19 protein-coding genes are annotated in these 23,780 nt (G+C 62.3%); 8 read left to right on the forward strand and 11 right to left on the reverse strand.

Annotated features, from left to right (window positions below):
• Both pdxR and JZZ72_RS21825 read left to right on the forward strand, forming a co-directional pair.
• On the forward strand, positions 1–1,122 hold a 1,122-nt coding region (gene pdxR / locus JZZ72_RS21820), incomplete at its 5' end, for a MocR-like pyridoxine biosynthesis transcription factor PdxR (RefSeq protein ID WP_210015135.1).
• Positions 1,123–1,217: 95 nt separating this feature from the next.
• Positions 1,218–2,087 (forward strand): AraC family transcriptional regulator, encoded by an 870-nt coding sequence (locus tag JZZ72_RS21825; protein ID WP_088514997.1) that lies wholly within the window; start codon positions 1,218–1,220, stop codon positions 2,085–2,087.
• Between the two features lie 124 nt (positions 2,088–2,211).
• Here the strand turns inward: JZZ72_RS21825 and JZZ72_RS21830 are convergent, their stop codons facing one another.
• Together JZZ72_RS21830 and JZZ72_RS21835 are read right to left on the reverse strand one after the other, a co-directional pair.
• The gene (locus JZZ72_RS21830) at positions 2,212–3,159 is read right to left on the reverse strand and encodes a FecR domain-containing protein (RefSeq protein WP_210015136.1); all 948 of its coding nucleotides are present in this window, start codon (positions 3,157–3,159) and stop codon (positions 2,212–2,214) included.
• Entirely contained in the window at positions 3,156–3,671 is a 516-nt protein-coding gene (locus JZZ72_RS21835) for a sigma-70 family RNA polymerase sigma factor (RefSeq protein ID WP_054914633.1), read from the reverse strand. Before JZZ72_RS21835 ends, JZZ72_RS21830 begins: the two co-directional genes overlap by 4 nt.
• A 187-nt stretch (positions 3,672–3,858) precedes the next feature.
• Between JZZ72_RS21835 and JZZ72_RS21840 the strand changes: the two genes are divergently transcribed.
• A complete protein-coding gene (locus JZZ72_RS21840; protein ID WP_236066313.1) occupies positions 3,859–6,306 on the forward strand; it encodes a TonB-dependent siderophore receptor in 2,448 nt (815 codons plus the stop codon).
• 173 nt (positions 6,307–6,479) lie between these two features.
• Here JZZ72_RS21840 and JZZ72_RS21845 read toward each other — a convergent pair whose 3' ends face one another.
• The 4 genes from JZZ72_RS21845 to JZZ72_RS21860 form a co-directional block, all read right to left on the reverse strand.
• Entirely contained in the window at positions 6,480–7,703 is a 1,224-nt protein-coding gene (locus tag JZZ72_RS21845; RefSeq protein WP_210015137.1) for an amidohydrolase family protein, read from the reverse strand.
• Positions 7,704–7,764: 61 nt separating this feature from the next.
• Positions 7,765–8,004, reverse strand: a complete 240-nt coding sequence (locus JZZ72_RS21850) for a DUF2790 domain-containing protein (protein ID WP_210015138.1) — start codon at positions 8,002–8,004, stop codon at positions 7,765–7,767.
• Between the two features lie 77 nt (positions 8,005–8,081).
• Positions 8,082–8,552 (reverse strand): cyanase, encoded by a 471-nt coding sequence (gene cynS, locus JZZ72_RS21855; protein WP_043861410.1) that lies wholly within the window; start codon positions 8,550–8,552, stop codon positions 8,082–8,084.
• Between the two features lie 29 nt (positions 8,553–8,581).
• Entirely contained in the window at positions 8,582–9,223 is a 642-nt protein-coding gene (locus JZZ72_RS21860) for a carbonic anhydrase (RefSeq protein ID WP_054914637.1), read from the reverse strand.
• A 111-nt stretch (positions 9,224–9,334) separates the two neighbouring features.
• Here JZZ72_RS21860 and cynR point away from each other — a divergent pair, with 111 nt between their 5' ends.
• The 4 genes from cynR to JZZ72_RS21880 all read left to right on the forward strand — a co-directional run bounded on the left by cynR (position 9,335) and on the right by JZZ72_RS21880 (position 15,097).
• Positions 9,335–10,234, forward strand: a complete 900-nt coding sequence (cynR, locus tag JZZ72_RS21865) for a transcriptional regulator CynR (protein WP_210015139.1) — start codon at positions 9,335–9,337, stop codon at positions 10,232–10,234.
• A 136-nt stretch (positions 10,235–10,370) separates the two neighbouring features.
• A complete protein-coding gene (locus tag JZZ72_RS21870) occupies positions 10,371–11,375 on the forward strand; it encodes a sensor domain-containing diguanylate cyclase (protein WP_210015140.1) in 1,005 nt (334 codons plus the stop codon).
• Between the two features lie 213 nt (positions 11,376–11,588).
• The gene (locus tag JZZ72_RS21875) at positions 11,589–11,957 is read left to right on the forward strand and encodes a hypothetical protein (RefSeq protein WP_210015141.1); all 369 of its coding nucleotides are present in this window, start codon (positions 11,589–11,591) and stop codon (positions 11,955–11,957) included.
• A gap of 704 nt (positions 11,958–12,661) precedes the next feature.
• A complete protein-coding gene (locus JZZ72_RS21880) occupies positions 12,662–15,097 on the forward strand; it encodes a membrane-bound PQQ-dependent dehydrogenase, glucose/quinate/shikimate family (protein WP_104572332.1) in 2,436 nt (811 codons plus the stop codon).
• Between the two features lie 65 nt (positions 15,098–15,162).
• Here the strand turns inward: JZZ72_RS21880 and JZZ72_RS21885 are convergent, their stop codons facing one another.
• The 5 genes from JZZ72_RS21885 to JZZ72_RS21905 all read right to left on the reverse strand — a co-directional run bounded on the left by JZZ72_RS21885 (position 15,163) and on the right by JZZ72_RS21905 (position 23,018).
• Entirely contained in the window at positions 15,163–16,617 is a 1,455-nt protein-coding gene (locus JZZ72_RS21885; protein ID WP_210015142.1) for an efflux transporter outer membrane subunit, read from the reverse strand.
• Positions 16,614–19,790: an efflux RND transporter permease subunit gene (locus JZZ72_RS21890; RefSeq protein WP_210015143.1), complete on the reverse strand. Its 3,177-nt coding sequence runs from the start codon at positions 19,788–19,790 to the stop codon at positions 16,614–16,616. The genes JZZ72_RS21885 and JZZ72_RS21890 overlap by 4 nt, the downstream gene beginning before the upstream one ends.
• On the reverse strand, positions 19,787–20,944 hold the full coding sequence (locus JZZ72_RS21895; protein WP_058540079.1) for an efflux RND transporter periplasmic adaptor subunit: 1,158 nt from the start codon (positions 20,942–20,944) through the stop codon (positions 19,787–19,789). Before JZZ72_RS21895 ends, JZZ72_RS21890 begins: the two co-directional genes overlap by 4 nt.
• Positions 20,945–21,064: 120 nt before the next feature.
• Positions 21,065–21,967 carry a GGDEF domain-containing protein gene (locus tag JZZ72_RS21900; RefSeq protein ID WP_054916663.1) on the reverse strand — a complete coding sequence of 301 codons (903 nt, stop codon included), beginning with the start codon at positions 21,965–21,967 and terminating at the stop codon, positions 21,065–21,067.
• Positions 21,968–22,145: 178 nt separating this feature from the next.
• The gene (locus JZZ72_RS21905) at positions 22,146–23,018 is read right to left on the reverse strand and encodes a universal stress protein (RefSeq protein ID WP_058540078.1); all 873 of its coding nucleotides are present in this window, start codon (positions 23,016–23,018) and stop codon (positions 22,146–22,148) included.
• 312 nt (positions 23,019–23,330) lie between these two features.
• Here JZZ72_RS21905 and JZZ72_RS21910 point away from each other — a divergent pair, with 312 nt between their 5' ends.
• The gene (locus JZZ72_RS21910) at positions 23,331–23,774 is read left to right on the forward strand and encodes an NUDIX hydrolase (RefSeq protein WP_081315088.1); all 444 of its coding nucleotides are present in this window, start codon (positions 23,331–23,333) and stop codon (positions 23,772–23,774) included.
• The last annotated feature ends 6 nt before the right edge of the window (positions 23,775–23,780 follow it).

The following is a 23,780-nucleotide window of genomic DNA, read 5'->3' on the forward strand; positions in this document are numbered from 1 at the left end:
GTATCCGCCAGCACCTACCCGACCACCCATTCCGGCGAGCTGCCACTGCCCTTGCAGATGGGCCTGCCGGCCCTGGACGCCTTCCCGCGCAAGCTGTGGACGCGGCTGGCCGGCCGGCAACTGCGTCAAGGCGGCCTGGAAAGCCTGGTGTACCCGGACCCACGCGGCCACGCACCGCTACGGGCGGCGATTGCCACTTACCTGGGCATCTCGCGGGGCATCACCTGCCGCCCCGAGCAGGTGTTCGTGTGCGCCGGCTATCGCGCCTGCCTCGACCTGATTTGCCATACGCTGATGCAGCCGGGCGACCGCTGCTGGCTGGAGGAGCCCGGCTACTTCATGGCCCGCAACGCCCTGCAGGAAGCCGGCGCGCAGCTGGTGCCCGTCAGCGTGGACGACCAGGGCCTGGATGTGGAACAGGGCATCGCCCGCGCGGTGGATGCGCGCTTTGCCGTGGTCACCCCCACCCACCAGAGCCCGCTGGGCGTGTCGCTGTCGCTGCCGCGCCGGCTGGCGCTGCTGGCGTGGGCCAACCGGCAAGGCAGCTGGATCATCGAGGACGACTACGACAGCGAATACCGTTACCGCGGCAAGCCCCTGCCCGCCCTCAAGAGCCTCGACCAGCAGGGCCGCGTGCTCTACACCGGCACCTTCAGCAAGGTGCTGTTCCCCGGCTTGCGTCTGGCCTACCTGGTGGTGCCGGCGCAGCAGTGCGAGGCCTTCGCCCGCCAGGCCGACCGGCTGCACAACCACTGCCCTCACCTGCTGCAGGCCACCGTGGCGGCGTTTATCAACGAAGGCCACTTTGCGCGGCACCTGAACAAGATGCGCAATCTGTACGCCCGGCGCCGGCAATGGCTGATCGAGGCATTGCAGCAGCAGTTGGGCGAGCGTTTGCTGATCGATACCCAGGCAGGCGGCATGCACCTGGTAGCCGGTTTGCCCGGCGTGGACGATGTAAAACTGGCCAAGCGCGCGCGGGCCGCCGGGCTGGCGGTGGAGCCGCTATCGCAGTGGTACCTGGCAGGTGCGCCCAGGCACGGGCTGGTAATGGGGTTTACCAATGTTGCCAGTGCACAGCAGGCGGCGATGGTGGCGCGGGAACTGGCTCGGCTTGCATAGGGGCAGCAACCCCTATCAGAGCAAACCCGGCTAGGCACGACGAGGGGGCAAAGGCGGATGCTATTGCTCACCGCATCTTCAGGAGGTTTTGTTCGGTGACCGACTCAAGCAACAGCCATGCCTACGCAAAACGGTTCGACGCCGTACTCGCCTATATCGATACCTGCCTCGAGGGCGATCTCTCGGTGAGTGCACTGAGCCGCGTCGCCAACTTCTCGGTGTTTCATTTTCACCGGCAATTCACGGCGTATGTAGGCGTGCCGGTTGCACAGTATGTGCAGTTGATGAGGCTTCGGCGCGCTGCGCATCAATTGGTCGGTTCACCGGGTCAGTCCGTGCTGGAGACAGCACTGGGTGCTGGCTTCGAAAGCCCCGAGGCCTTTTCAAGGGCGTTCAGGCGCGCCTTTGGCATGGCGCCGAGTGCGTTCGCCAAGGCACCGAGCTGGCAGGTCTGGAATGCGGTCTTCGTTGTCCCTCACTTTTCCAGGAGTATCACCATGCAGATCCGTATCGTGACGTTCGCCGAAACCCGCGTGGCGGCGCTTGAACATTGCGGGGCGCCCGGCCTCGTCAGTCAAAGCGTCAGTCGTTTTCGTCAGTGGCGCATGCAGAGCGGTCAGTCGCCAGTGGCCGTGAGCCGCTCGTTTGGCATCCCCTATGACAATCCCGATACCACGCCCGCAGAGGCCTTCAGGTTCGCGATTTGCGGCGAGATAGACGAGGCCGTGCTGCCCAACGAATTCGGCGTGCATGAACGGGTCATCCCGGCAGGGCGTTGCGCCGTGATTCGCCATACGGGGTCGCCTGACTACATCGGAGAATCCATCTACCCGCTTTACCGCGACTGGCTACCCTCCAGTAACGAAGAGCTACGGGATCACCCGTTGTTCTTCCATTACCTGAGCGTGTTTCCCGAAACACCGCAGGATCAATGGCAGACGGATATCTACGTTCCGTTGAAATAGGCGAAGCTGGCGTGTGAAACGGGTTGCCGCTCGGTGGGTGAGTTGCTGGCCGAGCGGCAGTGGTGCCAAAAGCGGACCGTGCGAGCCGATGTCTGAGCCACCGGCCTTCGAAAGTCGTAAATCATCAAACCGGCAGGATGCGCGTCCAGTAACGGGTAATCTGCTGGATTCGGATGGGTAACGAACGGGCGATAGTGTTCAATGTCAGCTCGATGTTGCCAAGCGAGTACGAGCCCGACACCCGCAAGTGGCTGACCTCCGAGGCGCAGCCCAGATAGCCGGGGCAATAGCGCTGCAACTCGTTGATGAGTGTATCCAGCCTCCAGCCCTCCACTACCAGCCGCCCCTGAGCCCAGGCCTCTTCGCCTTTTTTCAATGGCTGCGTGGCAAACAGTCGCTGACGATCAAATGTCACCGATTGCCCTTGCTCGATCACGACCTCGCCTTCAGCCTGCTCAGGACGGACCGCAACGGCATGCTGGTAGACGCTGAGGCGTGTCAGCCCGTCGAGTTGGCGCACGGCGAAGCGAGTGCCCAATGCGCGCAGATCACCCTGTGCACTGCGCACCAGCAACGGACGTGAGTCCTTGCCGGTGGTTACATGGACCTCCCCCGCCCGAAGCACCAGCAAGCGCGTGCTGGCATTGAACAGTACATCCAGCGCGGTATCGGTATCCAACACCAGCAGGGTGCCGTCGGCAAGAGCCACTTGGCGCTGTTCTCCGGTGCGCGTTCTGAGGTCGGCCATCCATCTGGGCGCAACGTCATATCCCTGCCATGCCAATGAACTGGCGCCGGCGCCCAGCAACAGCCCCTTGAGTAGCGTGCGGCGATTCGGGCCGCTTTCGCGCAGCGTGGACTTTTCCATGACGTTCCAGGCCAACTGCTGCGGCATGCCGCCCAGGCGCGCCTGCAATTCGGTCAACTGCTGCCATGCCCATTCATGCTCCGCCCTCCGGCAGTGCCAGCGTTGCCACTGCGCGCGCAGCGCCGCGTCTTCAGGGTTCGCGCACAGCTGCGCGAACCACTGCGCCGCATGGCGAAGTGCTTGGCGCTGGGCGTCGGTGGTCACCACGGATTGTCCACCAGGTACAGGAGGCAGCGTTCGGTGGCCCGGGCCATGTACTTGGTTACCGAGCTGGCGGACACCTGCAGGTGCTCGGCGATTTGAGGGTAGGTCAGCCCTTGCACTTGCGACATCAGGAACGCCGTTTTGGCCTTCACGCCCAGGCCGTCAAGCATGCGATCCAGCTCCAGAAGTGTCTGGAGCAACGAAAGCTGTTCTTCGGCAGAAATCTCGAACGACTCGGGCTGCGCGGCGAGCACTTCCAGATAGGCACGCTCCACCGACTGACGGCGAAAACTGTCGATCATTACCCGCTTGGCGATGGTTACCAGAAAATGCCGAGGCTCATTGAGCATGGCCGCCCGGGGTTCACGGCGCTCGGCGAGCAGCACGCGAACAAAGGTGTCCTGGGCGAAGTCTGCCGCCGCCTGGGAACACCCGGTACGCTTGCGCAGCCAACTGATGAGCCAGGGTTGATGGTCGTTGTAGAGGGTCGCGATAAGGTTGCCAGACGGCATATCCAGGCCAAACAGTGAATAAGAATTAATCGCAATATAGTGAAATGATGGCCTGAGAGCAATCGACTTCTGGCCGTGAAAATCAGGCCAGGAAAAAATTTCGAAACGCGTTGTCACTTTCCTCTCGGCTACGCGACTCCTTTTGCAGACACCTCACAAAATGCCAACAACCGCATCAGGAGTAAGCATGCAGCATCCCCTTCCAGGCTTCTGCACCGCCACGTTGAACACCCCAAGCGCGCTATGCCTTGCCCTACTTGGCGCATCGTTGTTGATGGCCACTCCAGCACTTGGCCACGCGGCTGAAGGCCAGGTAACAGCCCGTACGCTGCATCAGCAGGAATTTGCCATTGAAGCCGGGGCGCTGGCCACTGTGCTGAACAGCTTTGCCACCGAAGCAGGCGTGGTGCTGTCGTTCGACAACGGGCTGACCGAAGGCAAGCAGAGCCGGGGCATCAATGGCCGCTACAGCATCGACCAGGGCTTTGCCGTGTTGCTGAGCGGGTCCGGGTTGCAGGCGGTTGCAGGTGGGGACAACAGCTATGTGCTGCTGCCGGCTGCACCGTCGGGTTCATTGCAATTGGACGCGACCAACGTGACAGGCTCGGGGCTGGGCGCCATCACCGAGGATTCGGGGTCGTACACCACAGGTAACACCACCACAGCGACGCGGATGAATCTCTCGCTGCGCGAAACGCCGCAGTCGATCAGCGTCGTCACGCGTCAGCAGATGGACGACCAGAACATGCAGTCCCTGGAAGACGTTGCAAGGGCAGCCACGGGCATCAGCACGGTCAAGGGGTTCGGCACTGAGCGTCCGCTTTACTACTCGCGAGGGTTCCAGGTCGACGACCTGCAATTCGACGGCCTGCCGAGCAGCGTCACGGAAAGCTTCTCGATGGACGTCATGTCGGTGAACAACATGGCCATGTATGACCGGGTGGAGATTGTCCGAGGCGCAAATGGCCTGATGCAAGGGGCAGGTAATCCGTCTGCGGCCATCAACATGGTTCGCAAGCGACCGACACGTGAATACCGGCTCAAGGCAGAGATCGGTGCTGGCTCGTGGGACAACTACCGCACGCAACTCGACGTTGGCGGCCCCTTGAACGCAGAGGGCACCGTGCGTGGCCGTACGGTCCTGATGTACAACAGTCGAAACAGCTATCAGGACTACGCTGACAAGGACAACCAACTGTTCTACGCCATCGGCGAAGTCGACCTGAATGACTCGACCACGGTTGCAGTGGGGGCGTCCTTCCAGCAGGACAACAGTGGCGGCTACGATTGGGGCGGTTTGCCTACCCACCTGGATGGCAGCTCATACAACTTCTCGCGGTCGAAGTCGTTCGCTGGAAAGTGGGCGTACCTGGACAAGATCAACCGCAACGTCTTTGCCGATATCAAGCACAGCTTCAATGAGGACTGGAACCTCACCGTCGCCACCAACCTGATTTGGTCCAATTCGGATTTTCTCGCTCAGGTTGGGTACCACACCAGGGACACCGACTCGACGATGCAGTACTGGCCGAACAGCGCCCGCTACGATGATGAACAGATCAATCTCGACGCGGCGCTCAACGGTGCGTTCAACCTGCTGGGGCGCAAGCATGAGGTGGTGATCGGTACCAACTTGCGGCGTGACAGGCTGCAATACGTCACAGGCTCGTCCAGCGTGAACCCTATCGTCGACATTCTGGACTTCGATACCTCCACATTCCCGAAACCGCAGATAGTCGGCAGCCTGACGCCCAGTCGACATGTGCGCAAGGACAAGGGGATCTATGCAGCCACTCGCCTGAACCCATTCGATGATCTGCACGTGATTCTGGGCAGCCGCTTGAGTTGGGTCGACTACGACACCCAGGGCCCGTGGGAGACGGACCGCTTCAGGGAAAACCGCAAGATCATCCCCTACGGCGGCATCGTCTACGACGTCAATGACACTACCTCGGTGTATGCCAGCTATACCGAGATCTACAAGATGCAGAGCAACTACAGCGTCGACAACAAACTGCTCGCACCCACAACGGGCAGCAACTACGAAGTGGGCGTAAAAAACGAACTGTTCGATGGCAGGCTCAATACCTCCCTGGCGCTGTTCCAGGTGGATCAGACAGGCCTTGCGCAGGTCGTGCCCGAGGCTGGGCGCGTGTGTGGGCCCACGCGCGATTCGCGGTGCTACACCGAGGGCGCCAAAGTACGAAACCGCGGGTTCGATGCCGAGGTCTCGGGCGAGTTGATGCCCGGGTGGAATGCCTCCATGGGCTACACCTACAGCCATCCAGAATACGTGGCGGGTAGCAGGAAGGGTGACACCTATGGCACAGAGAACTCGCCACAGCGACTGTTCAAGGCCGCCACCACCTACCAGTTGCCAGGTAGCCTGGACCAATGGCGAGTCGGGACCAGCGTGTACCATCAGAGCAAGCTGTACCTGAACAGTATTTCGCAGAGTGCCTACAACCTTGTGGACTTGAATGCCAACTTCCGGATCGACCAGAACCTGAGCGTTCAGTTGAACCTCAACAACGTTTTCGACGAGAAGTACTACACCGCGATTTTCAGCCAGGACACCGGAAACTATTACGGCGAACCCCGCAACTTTGCCGTCACGCTGCGCTACGAGAACTAGCCGTGAGCAGTGGTCGATAGGGCGATTTCAAGCGGCTGTAACGGCCGCTTGGATGGATCCTATGCTCACCAGTATCTTCATGTTGAACGGCCAGGCAGTTCGTGCGGGGTGAGCCGGGTGGTGGGCGAGCGAAGTAACAGCTCCCCACGACCAGTCGCTTGCATCGAACTGGATCAGAAAGCCACCGAACGCTGACAGGCCGACGTCGCCACGATCTTCCCGCGCTTTAGCACCATCAACCGTGTGGGCAGGTCGAGAATCACGTCACCCACCGAATGCGTCTCCAGCAACACCACGTCAGCAGGCGCACCCGGCACCAACCCATAATCCTTCAACCCCAGCGCTTTCGCCGGATGGGCAGTGAGCATCGACAGTACCGTGGCCTGGTCATCCGCCCCGCCCAGGTGACAGGCCGGAATCGCCAATTGCGCGATGTTGAGCAAGTCGCCGGTGCCAAACGGGGTGAATGCGTTGCGAATATTGTTGGTGGCAAGGCACACATTCACGCCGCCATCACGCAGGGCCCGCACCGGCGTCAGGGTACGGCGCACGTCATGGCTGTCGCCGCGCGCACCGAGGTGCAAGTCGGTGGCGGGCAGGCACATGACGCTGATGCCAGCCTCGCGAATCAAGGCAATGATCTCCCGCTGTTTGTGCGGCGCCACGGCACCCAGGCTGGTCAGGTGACCGACGCATACGCGCCCTTGATAGCCTTGCTCGATGGTCTTGCGCGCCAGGTACTCAATGGTCATGTGCTCGGCGTTGTCGGCGAAGTCCTGATGGAAGTCGATGTCCTTGCCGTAGCGCCTGGCCAGGTTGAATACATAGTCGATGTGGTCATGGGCCGAGTCGTCGTTGTAGGGAATGCCGCCCACTACATCTGCGCCCTTCTCCATGGCCTCAACCATCATTGCCTGCATGCCCGGCAGTTTCAGTATGCCCTCCTGCGGGAAGGCCACCACCTGGATGTCGATGACGTCGCGCAGCTTGTCGCGCAGTTCCAGCACCACATCAAAGCCGGTGAAGCCTTGCACCGGGTCGAATTCGGCGTGGGCGCGTACGTGGGTAGTGCCGGACTGCACCAACGCACGTAGTGCTTGAGTGGAGCGCGCGAGAATGTCGTCGCGAGTCAACGTGGGTTTGAGCTCGGCGGTAACCGCTATCGCCTCCTTCAACGTGCCGGAGCGATTGGCCTTGCGGTGCATGATGTTGGCTTTTTCCAGGTGCAGGTGCCCTTCGACAAAGCCCGGGATCAGCACGTGGCCGTGGCCCTGGATTTCCTGCACGGCCTGCACTGAAATTGTCGGCGCGATCTCGACAATCTTGCCGTGGTGCACCGCTACGTCCATCAGCGGTTTTGTATCGTCGATGCGCACATTGCGAAAGATCAGATCCATGACGTTGGCCCTCTATGATGCTGCCCCAAGGCGCATCGGTAAAAAACGAACCATGGGCAGCTCAACCGTTGGAACAGCCTTTACCCATCACTCGGTATTCAAGAATGTGTTTCTGGCCCTTGGAGTCTTCATACGTCATGAGCACAGGTACCACGGCGCAGACGTGCGCGACTTCGCTGATGGAAATGACGCGGGCGATGTCCAGGTGCTGGGCGTAGCTGTATTGCTCAACCGGTATCGGTTCGTCGGCCATCGCCGCAGCACAGAAAAAGCCCGCTATCAGTACAGGTAACGCCTTCATGTTCAGAGGCCCTCCTCCACATTTTCAAGAACATGGAGCCCGGCAGCCATGCAGCGCCGGGCCCATGGGTGGGGTGATCAGAACGGTTTGGTCGGCAGGTACTTGCCATCCAGGGTGATCACCGCGCGGGAGCCGCCGTCTGGGTCATCGACCTTCTTGACGTCCAGTTTGAAGTTGATGGCGCTGATGATGCCGTCGCCGAACTTCTCGTGAACCAGCGCCTTGAGCGTGGTGCCGTAGACCTGAATCATTTCGTAGAAGCGGTAGATGGTCGGGTCGGTAGGAATGCCGTTGCCGATGCTGCCGCGCAGCGGGATGCTTTGCAGCAGAAGCACGGCATCGGCGTCGAGGCCCAGGGTGTCGGCAACCACCTGGGCTGCGTTGGCCGGCAGCGGGTGCTGACCAAGCAAGGCGGCGGTGACAAAAGCTTCGTGCAGGCCGGTGCCTTCGGCAATCTGAGCGAACGACAGGTCTTTGCGGGCCTTGGCCAACAGGATGACGTCGGTCAGGGCAAGGCGAGTGTCTTGGCTGATTTGTGATTGGATCATGGGGATATCTCCGTGGGTAGAAACGAGGGTTAGTGGGTAGCAACGCAAGCGGTAGGGCTTTCGGCCAGCGACACGAACTTGCCGGTGCGGCTGTCGAAGGCCTGGATGCAGCCGCTTTCGATGTCGTAGACCCAGCCATGCAACGTCACGCGCTTTTCTTCCAGCGCGAGGCGTACCGAGGGGTGTGTCTGGATATTGGCCAACTGCGCGATGACGTTTTCGCGCACCATCGAGGCGACCTTGGCATGCTGGTCGACATGCTGGCGGGCCTCGTTGACCACCCGACCGGAATCGGCGTAGCGCAACCAGCCGGCCACGGCGGGCATGTTGTCCAGGCATTTGCAGGTGGCGATGGCGGTCATGGCGCCGCAGTCGGAATGCCCGCAGATCACGATGTCGCTGACTTTCAAGGCTGCGACCGCGTACTCCACCGAGGCGGACACACCGCCTGGCTCAGGGCCGTAGGACGGCACGATGTTGCCCGCATTGCGGATGACGAACAGGTCGCCCGGCTCACGCTGTGTGACCAGCTCCGGCACCAGCCGGCTGTCGGAGCAGGAGATGAACAGCGCCCGCGGGCTCTGCTGGTTGGCCAGGTCTTTGAACAGGCCGGCACGTTCAGGAAAGGCATTGCGCTGGAATTTAAGGAAACCGTCGATGATGTCTTGCATGGTTGACTCCGTTGGTTCGCGATGCGATGAGGCAAAGGTTACGGAGGCCGTGCAATAAGGTAAAAGTCTCATATATGATTATCTTCATCAGATAAACTTATAGGTACAGGCATGCTGGCGCGCCATATTCAGTATTTTCTTGCGGTCGCCGAACATCAGGGCTTTACCAGTGCCGCGGCGGCACTGCATGTTTCGCAGCCCGCGCTGTCGCAGCAAGTGCGCCAGCTGGAGGAAAGCCTCGGGGCGCAGTTGTTCGATCGCTCAGGGCGCAAAACACGCCTGACCGATGCCGGGCAGGTGTACCTGCGTTATGCATTGCGGGCGGCGCAGGAGCTGCGCGAAGGCAAGCGGGCGATCCATGATGTGGGCGATCTCAGTCGAGGAACGCTGCGCATAGCGGTGACGCCAACCTTCACGACCTACCTGGTCGGGCCGTTGGTGGAAGCCTTTCACAGCCGTTACCCGAACATCACGCTGAACGTGCATGAACTGGCCCAGGAGCAGATGGAGAACCTGCTGCTGAGGGACGAACTGGATGTGGGGATTGCGTTTGATGAGGTGCATGCGCCAGACATCGAAGCCTATCCGCTACTGGTTGAAACGCTTGCCCTGGTCGTTGGTAGCCGACATCCGCTGGCCGGGGCGCGGGCTGTCGGCCTGGAGACGCTGAATGCGCAGTCGCTGATTCTGCTCAGCAAAACGTTCGCCACCCGCGAACAGATCGACCGCTATTGCAACCAGCACGGCATTCGCCCGCGTGTGGTGATGGAGGCCAATGTAATTGGTGCGTTGATTGAGGTGGTGCGCAGAACCACGCTGTCGACCTTGCTGCCGGCTGCCATAGCGCAGGAGCACCCAGAGTTGGTGTCTGTCGAGTTGGGGCCGCATCGGCTAGAGCGCACAGCGGTCTTGATGCAGCGCAAGAATGTCTATCAATCTGCGGCTGCCCGGGCGTTTATGGCGCTGGCCAAGGAAGTAGCCAGTGATCTGACGACCAAAACAGATGAGTAGCAGAATACGAAGGGCTTTCAGCGTGCCCGCAACCTCTTCCATGTCGCAATGTACCAACGCCTGGCTCGGTACGCAGTACTTGCCCTGCCAGGGCTGCTAAAGTGGCTTATCCATAGGGTTCCGAGGGCTATCGTGTATGTCCGATGCAAGCGAGCTTGTCAATGACAGTGAGGTGTACAGAACCCTTCTGGAGTCGACCAAGGCGATTCCCTGGAAGATTGACTGGGCCTCGATGAAATTCACCTACATCGGCCCTCAGATCGAGGCGTTGCTGGGCTGGAGCCCTGAAAGTTGGGTGAGCGTGGAAGACTGGGCAATGCGCATGCATGCAGAAGATCGCGAGCATGTGGTGAACTTCTGCGTGACGCAATCCAAGGCTGGCGTGGACCATGAGGCGGACTACCGAGCGCTGACCAAGGACAACGGCTATGTGTGGATCCGCGACGTTGTGCACGTGGTGCGCAATGACAGGGGCGAAGTCGAAGCACTGATCGGCTTCATGTTCGACATCAGCGAACGCAAGAAGACCGAGGACCAGTTGCTGAGTTTGCAGAAGGAACTGGAGGTGCTCTCGTTCAAGGACGGCCTGACGAATATCGCCAACCGTCGTCGCTTCGACAGCTGTTTCGAGTTGGAGTGGGAACGTGCGCGCCGCGAGCGCCGGCCATTGTCGCTGCTGTTGTTGGACGTCGATTTTTTCAAGCAGTACAACGATTTGTACGGCCATATTCAAGGCGACAAATGTTTGATAGCGATTGCCCAGACCCTGAGTTTGGCGTTGGATGGCCCACGCGACCTTGTGGCTCGCTATGGCGGCGAAGAATTTATCGTGCTGCTGCCCGAAGCCGATGCCGAGGTAGCGCGTAAAGTGGCTGAGCGCTGCCAGCGGTTGATCCACAAGCAGTCCATCGTGCATGCGCTATCGCCACATGACCACCGCCTGACTGTCAGCATAGGCGCAGGCTCGGTGGTGCCAGACGAGCGGGACAGGCCTACAGACTTCATCAAAGCCGTGGACCAGCAGCTCTATGCGGCTAAAAACAACGGACGGCACCGCATTGAGTATGTGCAGTTGGAGGGGTTGTCGGGCTGTTCAGCAGTTGAAGGTGCAGAAGAACAAACAACTGCCCGTCCTTCATAGAGGGTCATCAACAACCACGGTGATGCTGGAGAAAACGCAGCGGCGAGTGCGATTCGAGATTACTGGGCAAACACGGTTTCGGCCGTCGCTAACGGACCCAAGGCTGCCGGTGGTTAACGGCCGCAATCGGCCAAAAGCGGACTGTAGACAGATAGCTGCTGGCATTCCTACGCTGGCATTCTAGTAATCTCACAACGCTAAAAAGGAACATTCATGTTGGTCATTCAAATTGATCGGGATAGCGTGCATGCAGGGGATGATCTGGAAAGTCACAGGACATCAATCAGGCTTGATCCAGCAGTAACACTGCGCGCTTTGTTCGAAGCGATCCAAGGTATGGCTTACCTGCCTGACATCAGTGGAGGCAAGGCGACGTGGATTATTTGTTCGTCTGGCAAACACATAGGTGTTTTAGCTCAGCAATGGCCAGAAACTAAATTGCTAATCCCCGCCGAGAGCCTCCTGAGTCAGTATTTTGGGGATACCGAACCTCGCCTTCTGTTCAGATATTGGTGCCAGGCAGATCCAGACCATGTCTTTTCACAGATCAAAGCTGGAAATGAACCGCCGTCTCGATTTTAGGACTGGCGGAGGCTACCTACTGATCCAGAAGCTAATATGCCTGCTTTGGGTTGTGGCGGTCTGTTGCAAAGGTGGGCACCGATCTATAGCTGCATCCTTTCGGGTTTGCTAGCCCGAGTACCTTAGGACGTGCAAGCGTCCATCCGTCTCAGCTGACACCTTTTTGCACCCGCTGTTTCGTTTTATGACGGCTGTACGCAGGGCGCATTCGTGCGCGCTGGGTTCCTGGAGTCCCGGTCTACCATCCTGCTTACGGCCGTCACCCTTTGTCGTCGGGTGTTATGGCGACTGTACGCGGGGCGCATTCATGCGCGCCGGGGTCCTTGATCCCTGGTCTGCTAACCCGCGTACAGCTGCCTCCCTTTCGTTCCGCGGGCCGCCCACGCGGCCTACCGACCGTCCCCATTGTTACTGTTTCCCCAACAATGCTTTTCGACCTTGAGCATTTATCCGCCCCGCCTCGCCCGCCTAAACTGGCCACCGTTTTCAGGCAGCCCTACCGCGCCGACTCCGCAAAGGCCACCCCAACGCCAACACCCTTTCCCAGAGCCTTCGGCGCCCCCCGTATCGAATGATCGCGCACGCCCTTGCGCGCTGATCGCCACACCCCACGGGTTCGATCTTTACCGCTGCCGACTGAATGCCTTGACCCCTGCGCAGAGCTTGCGTGCACTTTCCATTGACTAACGGAACGTATGAAAAAAATGACGGATGACCATCAACCGCAAACTCGGAAGTTTGCACTCGGCACCACCGCAAGGGTGCTGTTTGCCCTGCTGGTGCTGCTCGTATCGCTGGCGATGATCTACGGCGGCTTCAAACTGGTAGCACTCGATGGCTCGCCTTACTACCTGATCGCAGGCGTTGCATACCTGCTGCTGGCAGCGCTGATGTTCCTGCGCAAAAGCGCCGGCATCGCCCTTTCGGTAGCCATCGCCCTGGCAACCTGTGTGTGGGCATTCTACGAAGTCGGCCAGTTCAGCTACTGGGAGCTGCTGCCACGCCTGGTGGTACCGGCAATCATCCTGACCCTCAGCCTGTGGGTCGGCGCAGCCTTGCCCGGCACCTCGGCAAGCACCCGACGCCTGGCCAACCGCTTCGGCTTTGCGGTGTTCGCGGGGCTGATCGCGACCTTCGTGGCGGCGTTCTACCCGCACGGTGCAATCTCCACCCCGCTCGCCTCCACGGCCAAGCCTGCGCCAACCGAAGCCCCCGCCGCGCCGGAAAACTGGGAGTTCTTCGGCCGCAACGCCTCGGGCACGCGCTTTGCGCCGTTCAGCCAGATCACCCCGGCGAACGTCAAGGACCTGCAAGTGGCCTGGATCTACCGCACCGGCCGCAGAACCACGGGCGCCGGTGCCGGCGTGGACGAGAACACCCCGCTGCAGATCGGCAACGTGCTGTATTCATGCACGCCAGAAAACCTGATCACCGCCCTCGACGCCGACACGGGCAAGCCGATCTGGAAGTTCGACCCGCACGCGCGCAGCGCCGAGCACGTGACGTGCCGCGGCGTGGGTTATCACGACATCGACAAGGACGACAGCCTGAGCGCCGAGGTCAAGGCCTCGTATGGCGAGCAGCAGTGCCGCCAGCGCATCCTGGTGTCGTCGGTCGACGCCCGCCTGTTTGCCCTGGACGCACACACCGGCACCCTGTGCCCGAGCTTTGGCGACAACGGTTATGTCGACCTGAAAAAAGGCATGGGCCCCACCGAGAACAGCAAGCGCTACCACCCCACCTCCCTGCCCGTGGTAATGGGCCACCTCACCGTGGTCGGCGGCTGGGTGCGCGACATCGTCGCCAAGGAGCCGTCGGGCGCCGTGCGTGCCTTCGACGTGCTGACCGGTGCGCTGGTGTGGGCCTGGGACATCGGTGCGCCTGAAGGCCAGGACGCAACCGCCAGCGACCACCAGTTCACCCTGGAAACCCCCAACGTGTGGACCGTGCCCACCTACGACAAGGCACTGAACCTGGTGTACCTGCCCACCGGCAACGGCCCGCCCGACTACTGGGGTGGCGACCGCAACCAGGCCAAGGAAAAGTACGGTTCGGCCGTGGTGGCCGTCGATGCCTCGACCGGCAAGGCCAAGTGGGTGTACCAGACTGTGCACCACGACGTGTGGGACTACGACCTGCCCTCGCAACCGGTGCTGTACGACATCAAGAACGCCCAGGGCGAGAAGACCCCGGTGCTGATCCAGACCACCAAGACCGGCAACATCTTCGTGCTGGACCGCCGCACCGGCCAGCCGGTGACTGAAGTTCAGGAGCTGCCCGTACCGACATCCCCCGCCGCCGAAGGCGAACACCTGGCACCGACCCAACCGCACTCGGTGGGCATGCCGGTGATTGGTGCCGAGCCCCTGACCGAGAAGTCCATGTGGGGCGTGAGCACCTTCGACCAGCTGTACTGCCGCATCATGTTCAAGGACTCGGTGTATGTGGGCCCCTTCACCCCGCCGACCGAAAAGCCCTACATCGAATGGCCGGGCCTGCTGGGTGGCATGAACTGGGGTGGCATCTCCATCGACGAAAACACCGGCATGATGTTCGTCAACGATATGCGCGTACCGCTGCGCATGGCGCTGGTCACCAAGGAAAACACCAGCAAGTTCAAGGTTTCCACCGATGAGGTGCCGGGCTTCATGGGCACGATTCGCCCACAAGTGGCGGGCATCTATGGCGGGGTAAAAATCGACATCCTGCAATCCCCCCTGGGCGTGCCGTGCAACACCCCGCCGTTCGGCAGCATGAGCGCCATCGACCTGAACACCCAGAAGCTGGTGTGGCAGGTACCGCTGGGCACCGTGCAGGACACCGGCCCCCTGGGCCTCAAGACCCACCTGCCGATCCCGCTGGGCATGCCGACGCTGGGCGGCCCTACCTCGACCGCCTCGGGGCTGGTGTTCTTTGCCGGCACCCAGGACTACTACCTGCGGGCTCTGGACTCGGCCACCGGCAAGGAGGTGTGGAAAGCCCGCCTGCCGGTAGGTGCAGTGGCAGCGCCGTTGATCTACCAGTCGCCGGCGACCGGCAAGCAGTATGTGGTGATCTCGGCGGGCGGCATGAGCCATTCGCCTGATGTGGGCGACTACATCATTGCCTATGCGTTGCCCGACGGTACGGAACAGCAGTAACACGCTGGTGGAAGCCGTATGAAAATAATCCCCGGTTTCGGGGATTATTTTTGCCTGATGGAACGCTAGAGAGAGGCGCCGTCGCACGGCTGCCGGGCCTGCGCGCAGACTTCCCAGCCACCACCCAGCGCCTTGTAGATGCCCACAACCGCCAGGCGTTGTCGGGTACGTGCAGCGGTCAGGGCGCGTCGGCTGGCGTAATCGGCGCGCTCGGCCTCAAGCACATCCAGATAGACGCCCTCGCCCTCCGAGAACCGCGCCCGGGCAAGCCGCGCCGCCTCGCCGTTGGCCGCCGATTCGAGCAATCGCAGCCTCAGGGTATTGCTCGCAGCCCCGTGGGCCTTGAAGGCATCATCGGTTTCCTGCAACGCGCGCACTACCGTCTGGTCGTACACGATCAACGCCTCCCTGGCGCGTGCCTCGCTGGCGGCAATGCGGGCACGTACACGCCCGGTGTCCAGCAGGGACCAGCGAATCATCGGGCCGATAAAGCTCGACAGCGCGCCCGCGCCACTCATCCCGTCGAGGCTTCCGGTGACCACACCGATGGAGCCCTGCACCTGCACCTCGGGATAGAGGCCCGCCGTCTCGACCCCGATTTGCGCCGTGGCGGCCGCAAGGGCGCGTTCTGCCGCGGCAATGTCGGAGCGCCTCCAGAGTAACGCCGTGGGCTCACCGACGGCGATCGTGCGCAGGGCCAGCGCCTGATCCCCAGGCTCGGCGGCCGGTGGTGTGAACCGCTGCGGCGGCTCGCCCAGCAGGATTGCCAGGGCGTTGACCGAGGCATCACGCCGACGCTCCAGCTCGGGCACGCTCACCTCGACCGAGCGCAACAGGGCTTCGGCCCGCAGCCGGTCGAACTCGGTGGCCGCCCCGGCGTTCACCTGGCGTTCGACCATGCTCAGGCTGTCGCGCTGGCTTTGGCGGGTATCGGCCGCAACCGCCAACTCGGCCTCGATGCCCCGCAGCTCGAACCAGGTGGCCGCCATCTCGGCCGCCACACTCGCCTGCACCCCGCGCAGCAACGCCTCGCGCGAACCGGCCTGGGCGCGTGCGGCCTCCACCGAGCGGCGCACGCGGCCGAACAGGTCGATTTCCCAGGACGCATCGACCGCCCCCCGATAGGTTTCGTTCTGCCGCGACTGGCCAGCCGGTGTCTGCACTTCGCTCCAGCGGCGGTTCTCGTAGCTGAGCGCAGGGCCGCCACGCGGAAGGAAACCCTGGCGGCTTTCGCGCAACATCGCCCTGGCCTCTTCGAGCCGCACGGCAGCAATCGCGATGTCATGGTTGGCGGCAAGCGCCCGCTGAACCAGCCCGGTCAACGCCGGCTCGTCAAAGGCACCCCACCACCGGGCCTCGACGCTGCCGGGGCCAAGCCCGGCAGGCAGCTCATCGAAGCGTGCGGGAAGCTGCGTTGCCGGCAGCGACGGCGCAACGTAGTCGGGGCCTACTGCAGCACACCCGGACAGCAGCATGAGGGTGGCCAGGGGCGCCAGAACAGCTCGATAGCAAAGGCTCATGAACGGCGCTCCTCCAGGGCAGGCTGGGCTGTGGGCGTGTGCCGCTCGAAGCGGGCCGCCAGGCCACGGATCACCACATAGAAAACCGGGGTCAGGAACAGGCCGAACAGCGTCACCCCGAGCATGCCGGCAAACACCGCCACCCCCATGGCCTGGCGCATCTCGGCACCTGCGCCGCTGGCAAGCACCAGCGGCACGACGCCGGCGACGAAGGCCAGGGACGTCATCACGATCGGGCGCAGGCGCAACCGGCATGCCTCCACAACCGCCTCCAGCACACTCGCCCCCCGCGCTTCCAGGGTACGGGCGAACTCGACGATGAGGATCGCGTTCTTGGCGGCCAGGCCCACCAGCACGATCAGCCCGATCTGCACGAACACGTTGTTGTCGCCCTCCATCAGCCACACCCCGATGATTGCGCTCAACAGGCACATCGGCACAATCAGCAGCACCGCCAGGGGCAGCAGCCAGCTGTTGTACTGCGCCGCCAGAATCAGGTAGGCCAGCAACACGCACAGCGGGAAGATGAACAGCGCCGAATCGCCGGCCAGCTTCTGCTGGTAGGTCAGGTCGGTCCATTCGAAGGTCATGCCTTCAGGCAGCATTTCCCCAGCCAGACGCTCCATCAGCGCAACCGCCTGCCCTGAACTCACGCCCGGCATCGCGCCCCCCGAAATGTCCGCCGAGGGGTAGCCGTTGTAGTGAATCACCCGGTCCGGGCCGGAGCTTGGCGTAACGCTGACAAACGCCGACAACGGCAGCATGGCCCCGGCCGCATTGCGTACCTGCAGGCGGCCGATGGCTTCGGCCTGCATGCGGTGGTCCGTGTCGGCCTGCGCCGTGACCTTGTAGGTGCGGCCAAAGCGGTTGAAGTCGTTGACGTACAGCGAACCCAGGTACACCTGCAGTGCCTCGAACACATCGGTCAGGCGCACGCCCTGGCTCTTGACCTGGGCCCGGTCGATGACCACGTCGAGCTGCGGTGCATTGATATCGAGGCTGGTCATCAGCCCGGCCAACTGCCCCGACTCGGTGGCCTTCATCATCAGGATGCGGGTGTGCTGCACCAGGGCCTCCAGCCCCGCGCCGCTGCGGTCCTCGACTTGCATCTTGAAGCCGCCGGTGGCACCCAGGCCGGGCACCGGGGGTGGCGGGAACACCCCAAGAAAACCATCGGGAATGCCCGCAAACCTGGCCTGCAGGCGCCCGGCGATGGCGGTTGCAGCCAGGTCCGGCGAGGCACGTTCCTTGAACGGGTCGAGCATGATGAACATCACCGCGGCGTTGGGCACGTTGACGAAACCGTTGATCGAAAGCCCCGGGAACGCCACCACGCTTTCGACGCCCGGCTCGGCCAGGGCCAACTGCGACATCTGCCTGGCCACCGCTTCGGTGCGGTCCAGCGACGACGCGTTGGGCAACTGGGCGATGGCCACCAGGTAGTACTTGTCCTGCATCGGTACAAAGCCCGGTGGCACGGCATTGAAGCCGAACGCGGTCAACCCCAGCAGGCCGACGTACACCACAAGCACCAGGCCGCTGAGCCGGACCACCTTGCGCACCGTGTTGCCATAGGCCTGCGGTGCACGCTGGAACGGCCGGCCAAGGGTGCCGAGCAACCGCCGGGCACGCCCGCGCAGGCTGCGGGGGTCGGGCGTATCGCCGTGCTGGCGTGGCTGCAGCAGCAACCCGGCGAGTGCGGGGCTGAGGGTCAGCGAATTGACCGCCGACAGAATCGTCGAGATGGCAATGGTGAGCGCGAACTGGCGATAGAACTCGCCCTGCAGGCCGCTGAGGAACGCCGTGGGGATGAACACCGCAGCCAGCACCGAGGTGATCGCGATGATGGGCCCGGTCACCTCGTCCATGGCAAGCCTGGCGGCCTGGGCCGGCGCCTCGCCGTTCTCGATATGACGCTCGACGTTCTCCACCACCACGATGGCATCGTCCACCACGATCCCGATCGATAGCACCAGGCCGAACAACGACAGGGTGTTGAGCGAAAAGCCCATCAGGTGCATGACCGCAAAGGTGCCCACCAGCGACACCGGCACCGCCATCAGCGGGATGAGCGACGCGCGCCAGTTGTGCAGAAACAGCACCACCACGATCACCACCAGCATGATCGCCTCCAGCAAGGTGATGGCCACCGACTCCAGCGAGGCCTGCACGAACACCGTGGGGTCATAGGCAATGCGCGAGGTGAGCCCCGCCGGGAAGTTCGCCTCCAGCCGCTGCATGGTTTCGCGCACCGCCTGGGCAACGTCCAGGGCATTGGCGCCCGGGCTCTGGATGATCTGCAGCGCAACGGCCGGTTCGCCATCGAGCAGGCTGCGTAGTGCGTAAGAGTCGGCGCCCATCTCAATACGGGCCACATCGCGCAGGCGCGTGACCTGACCGTCGTCGCCGGTGCGAATGATGATGTCGCCAAACTGCTGCTCATCGGTCAGCCGCCCCAGGGTGTTCACGGTTACCTGGAACGCGGCGGTGGCGTTGGGCGCCTGGCCGACCGACCCCGCTGCCACCTGCACGTTCTGCTCGCGCACCGCTTCGATCACCTCGCCTGCGGTGAGCCCGCGCGCGGCGATCAGGTCCGGGTCGAGCCACAGCCGCATGCTGTACTCCCCGGCGCCCCACACCAGCACATCGCTGATGCCGGGCAGGCGCGACAGTTCATCGCGCACCTGAAGGTAGGCGTAGTTCGACATGTAGAGCGGGTCGTAGCGTTTGTCGGGAGACAGCAGGTGAACCACCATCAGCATGTCCGGCGAGGTCTTCTGGGTGACCACGCCCTGGTGCTGCACCTCTGCCGGCAGGCGCGGCAGAACCCGCGAAACGCGGTTCTGCACCTGGATCTGCGCAATATCGGCATTGGTGCCCTGGGCGAAAGTGATGGTCAGTACCATCCGGCCATCGGTGGCAGACTGCGACGCCATGTACAGCATGCCCTCCACCCCGGTAATCGCCTGCTCCAGTGGCGCGGCCACGGTTTGTGCGATTACCTGGGGGTTGGCCCCCGGATAGGACGCCGTCACCTGCACGGTCGGCGGCGTTACCGCCGGGTACTCGCTCAGCGGCAGCTGGAAGAAGGCGACGATGCCGGCAATCATCATCAGTATCGAGAGGACGATGGCAAAAATGGGACGATCGATGAAGAAGCGCGGGAATGTCATTGCGCCGCCCCCAGGGTTTGCTGCGCCGTGACGGGCGAACCCTCGATCGAGGTGGGCTGCGGCGTAACCTGCATGTCCGGACGCACCAGGCCCTTGACCACGATGCGCTCGCCGGGCTGCAGGCCTTTTTCGATCACGCGCAAGCCCTCCACCATCGGGCCGAGTTCGACCGGGCGGTACTGGGTCTTGTCGTCCTTGCCCACTACCAGTACGTAGCGGCTGCCCTGGTCGGTCGAAATCGACTGGTCCGAGATCAGCACCCTGGCCTGTGGCGTGCCGGTCTCAAGCTTCACCTTGGCAAACAAACCGGGCGTCAGCTGCCCGTCGGGGTTGTCGACCACCGCGCGAACACGCAGCGTGCCGGTGTTGCGATCGGCGGCGTTGGCCAGAAAATCGACGCGGCCGGGCCGCGCGTACTGCTTGTCGGTGGCCAGCGCCACGCTCACCTTCGCCGCCTGCGCGCCCGCGCCAGGCCGGCTTGATGCGAGCGAGCGCAGGTACGTGCGCTCGTCCACATCGAAGTACACATGCAGGGGGTCGACAGAGACGATGGTGGTCAGTGGCGTCACCCCATTGGTGACGTAGTTGCCTTCGGTGACCAGGGTTTGCCCTACACGCCCACTGATCGGTGCGGTGACCCGTGTGAAGCTCAGGTCGAGCTTTGCAGCGTCCAGCGCGGCCTTTGCGGCATCGACCTGGGCCTGGCCCGCATCGAGCGCCGCAATCGCGCTGTCGAGCCGGTCCCGCGCAACGACCTTTTGCGCATACAGTTGCCGGGCTCGGGCATGGTCTGCCTGGGCCAGCAGCCACGCCGCCCGGGCCTCCTGCAGGCGTGCGGTGGCGGCGTCGAGCGCGGCCTGGAAGGGCCGTGGATCGATGACAAAGAGCTGGCTGCCCTTCTCTACCATGCGGCCCTCGGGCACGCTCACCGCCTGAATGTAGCCGGCCACCCGCGGGCGCAGTTCGACCCGCTTGATCGCGGTCAGCGACCCGGTGAATTCGGCATGGGGCGTTACCGGGCGCACGATCACCTCGGCTACCGGAACACTGGGAGGCTTGGCGGGTTCAGTCGCGGGTGCCGTCTCCTTGCACCCGACGCTGGTGAGCGCGACGCTTAGCGCCGCAGTGAAAAGGGTTACGCGTTTGACGTTCATCACATGGCCTTTCGCACGAGTGTCGACCTGCTTTGCGGGGGCAAAGCAACGTTCGCGTACTTATCCGACTTGCCACGTCTGGAAGGTCAAGGGTTTTCTGACATTGGCCATACCCTGGCGTCAGAGCCACACAATCCGGTCCTTGCCCATGCTCTTGGCCACGTACAGGGCACGATCGGCCCGTTTCAAGGTGTCCTCGTAAGCGTGGTCCTCGGGCAGCATGGCCGTTGCGCCAATGCTCACGGTGACCACCGTGTCGCCTGCCCAATAGCGGCTCAGCTCTTTTCGGAAGCGCTCATGCAGACGCTCGGCAAGCTGCAGCGCCTGCTCGCGCTCGGTATTGGGCAGGCCCACCACAAACTCGTCGCCACCCAGGCGGCAGGCGAAATCCGTTGCGCGCAGCGCGCAACGACAGATCTCGGCCACCGCCTGGATGATCTGATCACCGGCGTGATGCCCCTGGGTATCATTGATTTTCTTGAGGTTGTCCAGGTCGAACAGGAACACCGACGTCGGCACGCGATAGCGTGTCAGGGACTCGTGGTGCAGTTTCAGGTCATGTTCGAGCTTTCTGCGGTTGAACAGACCGGTGAGCTGGTCGGTATCGCTCAGTTCCCTGAGCCTGACTTCCAGTGTGTGCCGTTCGGAGATATTGCTGGCGACCCACAGCACGACCTCCTCTTCGTCCACCCTGAAGTTCAGGGCCTGGATGCGCCCTTCGAACCAGATGGGATCTTTGGGGCCCTCATCGGGCAGGCCCTTCACGTCCCTGTTGCTCAGCTCGTACTCGGCGACCAGCAGGTTTCCCGTGGCCAGTGCCCGGGCAATCTGCTCCAGAAACCAGTTCGCCTTGTCGGCATTGATCAGGTCTGAAATATACAGGCCGATCAGGCCGGACCCATCGTGGTAATAACGCGCGTCGCGGCCACCAAACACCGCAACGTACTTGCCACTGCGCGACAGAATGAAGGCAGGGTCGGGCAGCGCATCAAGAATCAGGGCCATCTGTGCGGTGTCGATCATGAAGCACTTCTTCTGTGCCGATTGATGAATGGCGTAACGGTAGCCAACAATACCATTACGCCATCATCCGCAACATGGGCCTTGCGGATGCCACCAACGCCTCACGGCGCTTGCGACAGAACCGTTATCGCGTGTGCTGTGCCAAGCGTTTCCGGCCCCCCGGCCCTACCTACAGACCCTAGATCGACACCAACACATCGCACTGCGATTCGCTCAGCACGTGCTTGGTGACGCTGCCCACCAGCAGTTCTTCAAGCGCGCTTTCGCCCTGCTTGCCGACCACGATCAGGTCGCAGTCCAGCTCCTGCTCGGTTTCCACGATCCGCCAGGCTGCGTCGCCGTGTGCCACGATCTGCCGAGCATTGGGCAGGCCGGCGGCTTCGCTCAGGGCCGCAAGTTGCTCCACGGCATCCTTCTTGATGGCGTTGCGGTAGTGCGTGAGGGTGTCCTGGTCGATGTAGGCAAAGCGCATGCTGCCCTCGAAGGGCGCTTCGAACGCGTGCATCAGAATGATTTCGGCCTGCGGGGCCACGGCTTTTGCCAGGGTGATGGCACGCAGCGACGAAGGCGAAAAATCAACCGGCACCAGCACGCGGCGGTACGCCTCGCGCGGGGCCTGTTTGACCACCAGCATCGGGCAGTGCATGCGGCTCAGCATGCGCTGCACGGTGGAGCCCAGCAGGCGGCGCGCCAGGTTCTGCCCCTTGGCCCCGCATACCAGCAGGTTGGTGTGTTTGTCTTGCACCACACGGGTGATTTCGGTAGCCACCGAACCGGGCGCGACCTGTGTGCCAGCGGAGATGGCGTAGCGGTGGAACAGCATGGCAGCCACTGCACGCAGGTTTTCGCCGGCACTTTCCAGCACGCGATTCAACAGGTTGTCATCGGGTACCACAACCTGCTTGAGGCGCTCGTAAGGCGCGGGGTTGGCAACGTAGAGCAGGTCCAGCGCGGCATGCTGCGCCTGGCTCAGGAGTGCGGCCCGCTCTGCTGCGTTGCGCGCAGAAGTGGACAAATCGGTGGCAACCAGTACGTGCTTCAACGGGCTCATGTGGGGCTCCTTATGCAATGTGGCGCATGCGGATCGAGGCGTTGGCCTGCTGTCGATCCGCTCCTTTCGTGCCGCCATGGTCTCCCGAACCCCATAGGCAGCAGCTTGATTTGCGTCAACCTCAAGGCCAGGCATCTGGCTGCGGCAACAAACTGCAACATGTGGGCAGGGTTCATCAGTGTGCTGCCTGGTTTGTCCTGAACTTGGGAGGGGGGCAAAAACCCGGCAGAGCCGGATGGATGCTTTAAGATCGTGCAGTGTTGAAGGCAGCTGACATCGTTCAGCTTTCGACGCGCTCAACACTCAACAGCAATGAGCCAAGGGGAGAACAACATCGCAGTGGATAAAGCTTGCCCGGTGGTGCTGCGCAGCCGTGAAACGTTGGAGATTCTGGCGTTCGCGCATCCGTTGGCGGGCCTGCAGTTGGTCAAGGGAAGTGTGGAGCCAGGTGAGCCGAGTGAAGACGCTGCTGTACGAGAACTGTTCGAGGAAGCCGGAATTAATGGCACGGTGGGACGAAATCTTGGCGTGTGGCGCGCTGAGGTAACCGGGCATGTGTGGGCATTTCATGAGTGTCACGTCACCCACGAGCTTCCCGACACCTGGGTTCACTTTACCCAGGATGACGGAGGGCACGCGTTCAGGTTTTTCTGGCATCCACTCCATAGCGAGCCATCCGACGCATGGCACCCACTCTACAAGGATGCATTGAGCTTCCTTCGACTTGGCCTCACTGAAGCACCCGTGCCCGGCTAGGCGCCA

This window comes from Pseudomonas palmensis (genome assembly GCF_017848315.1).
GTDB lineage: Bacteria > Pseudomonadota > Gammaproteobacteria > Pseudomonadales > Pseudomonadaceae > Aquipseudomonas > Aquipseudomonas palmensis.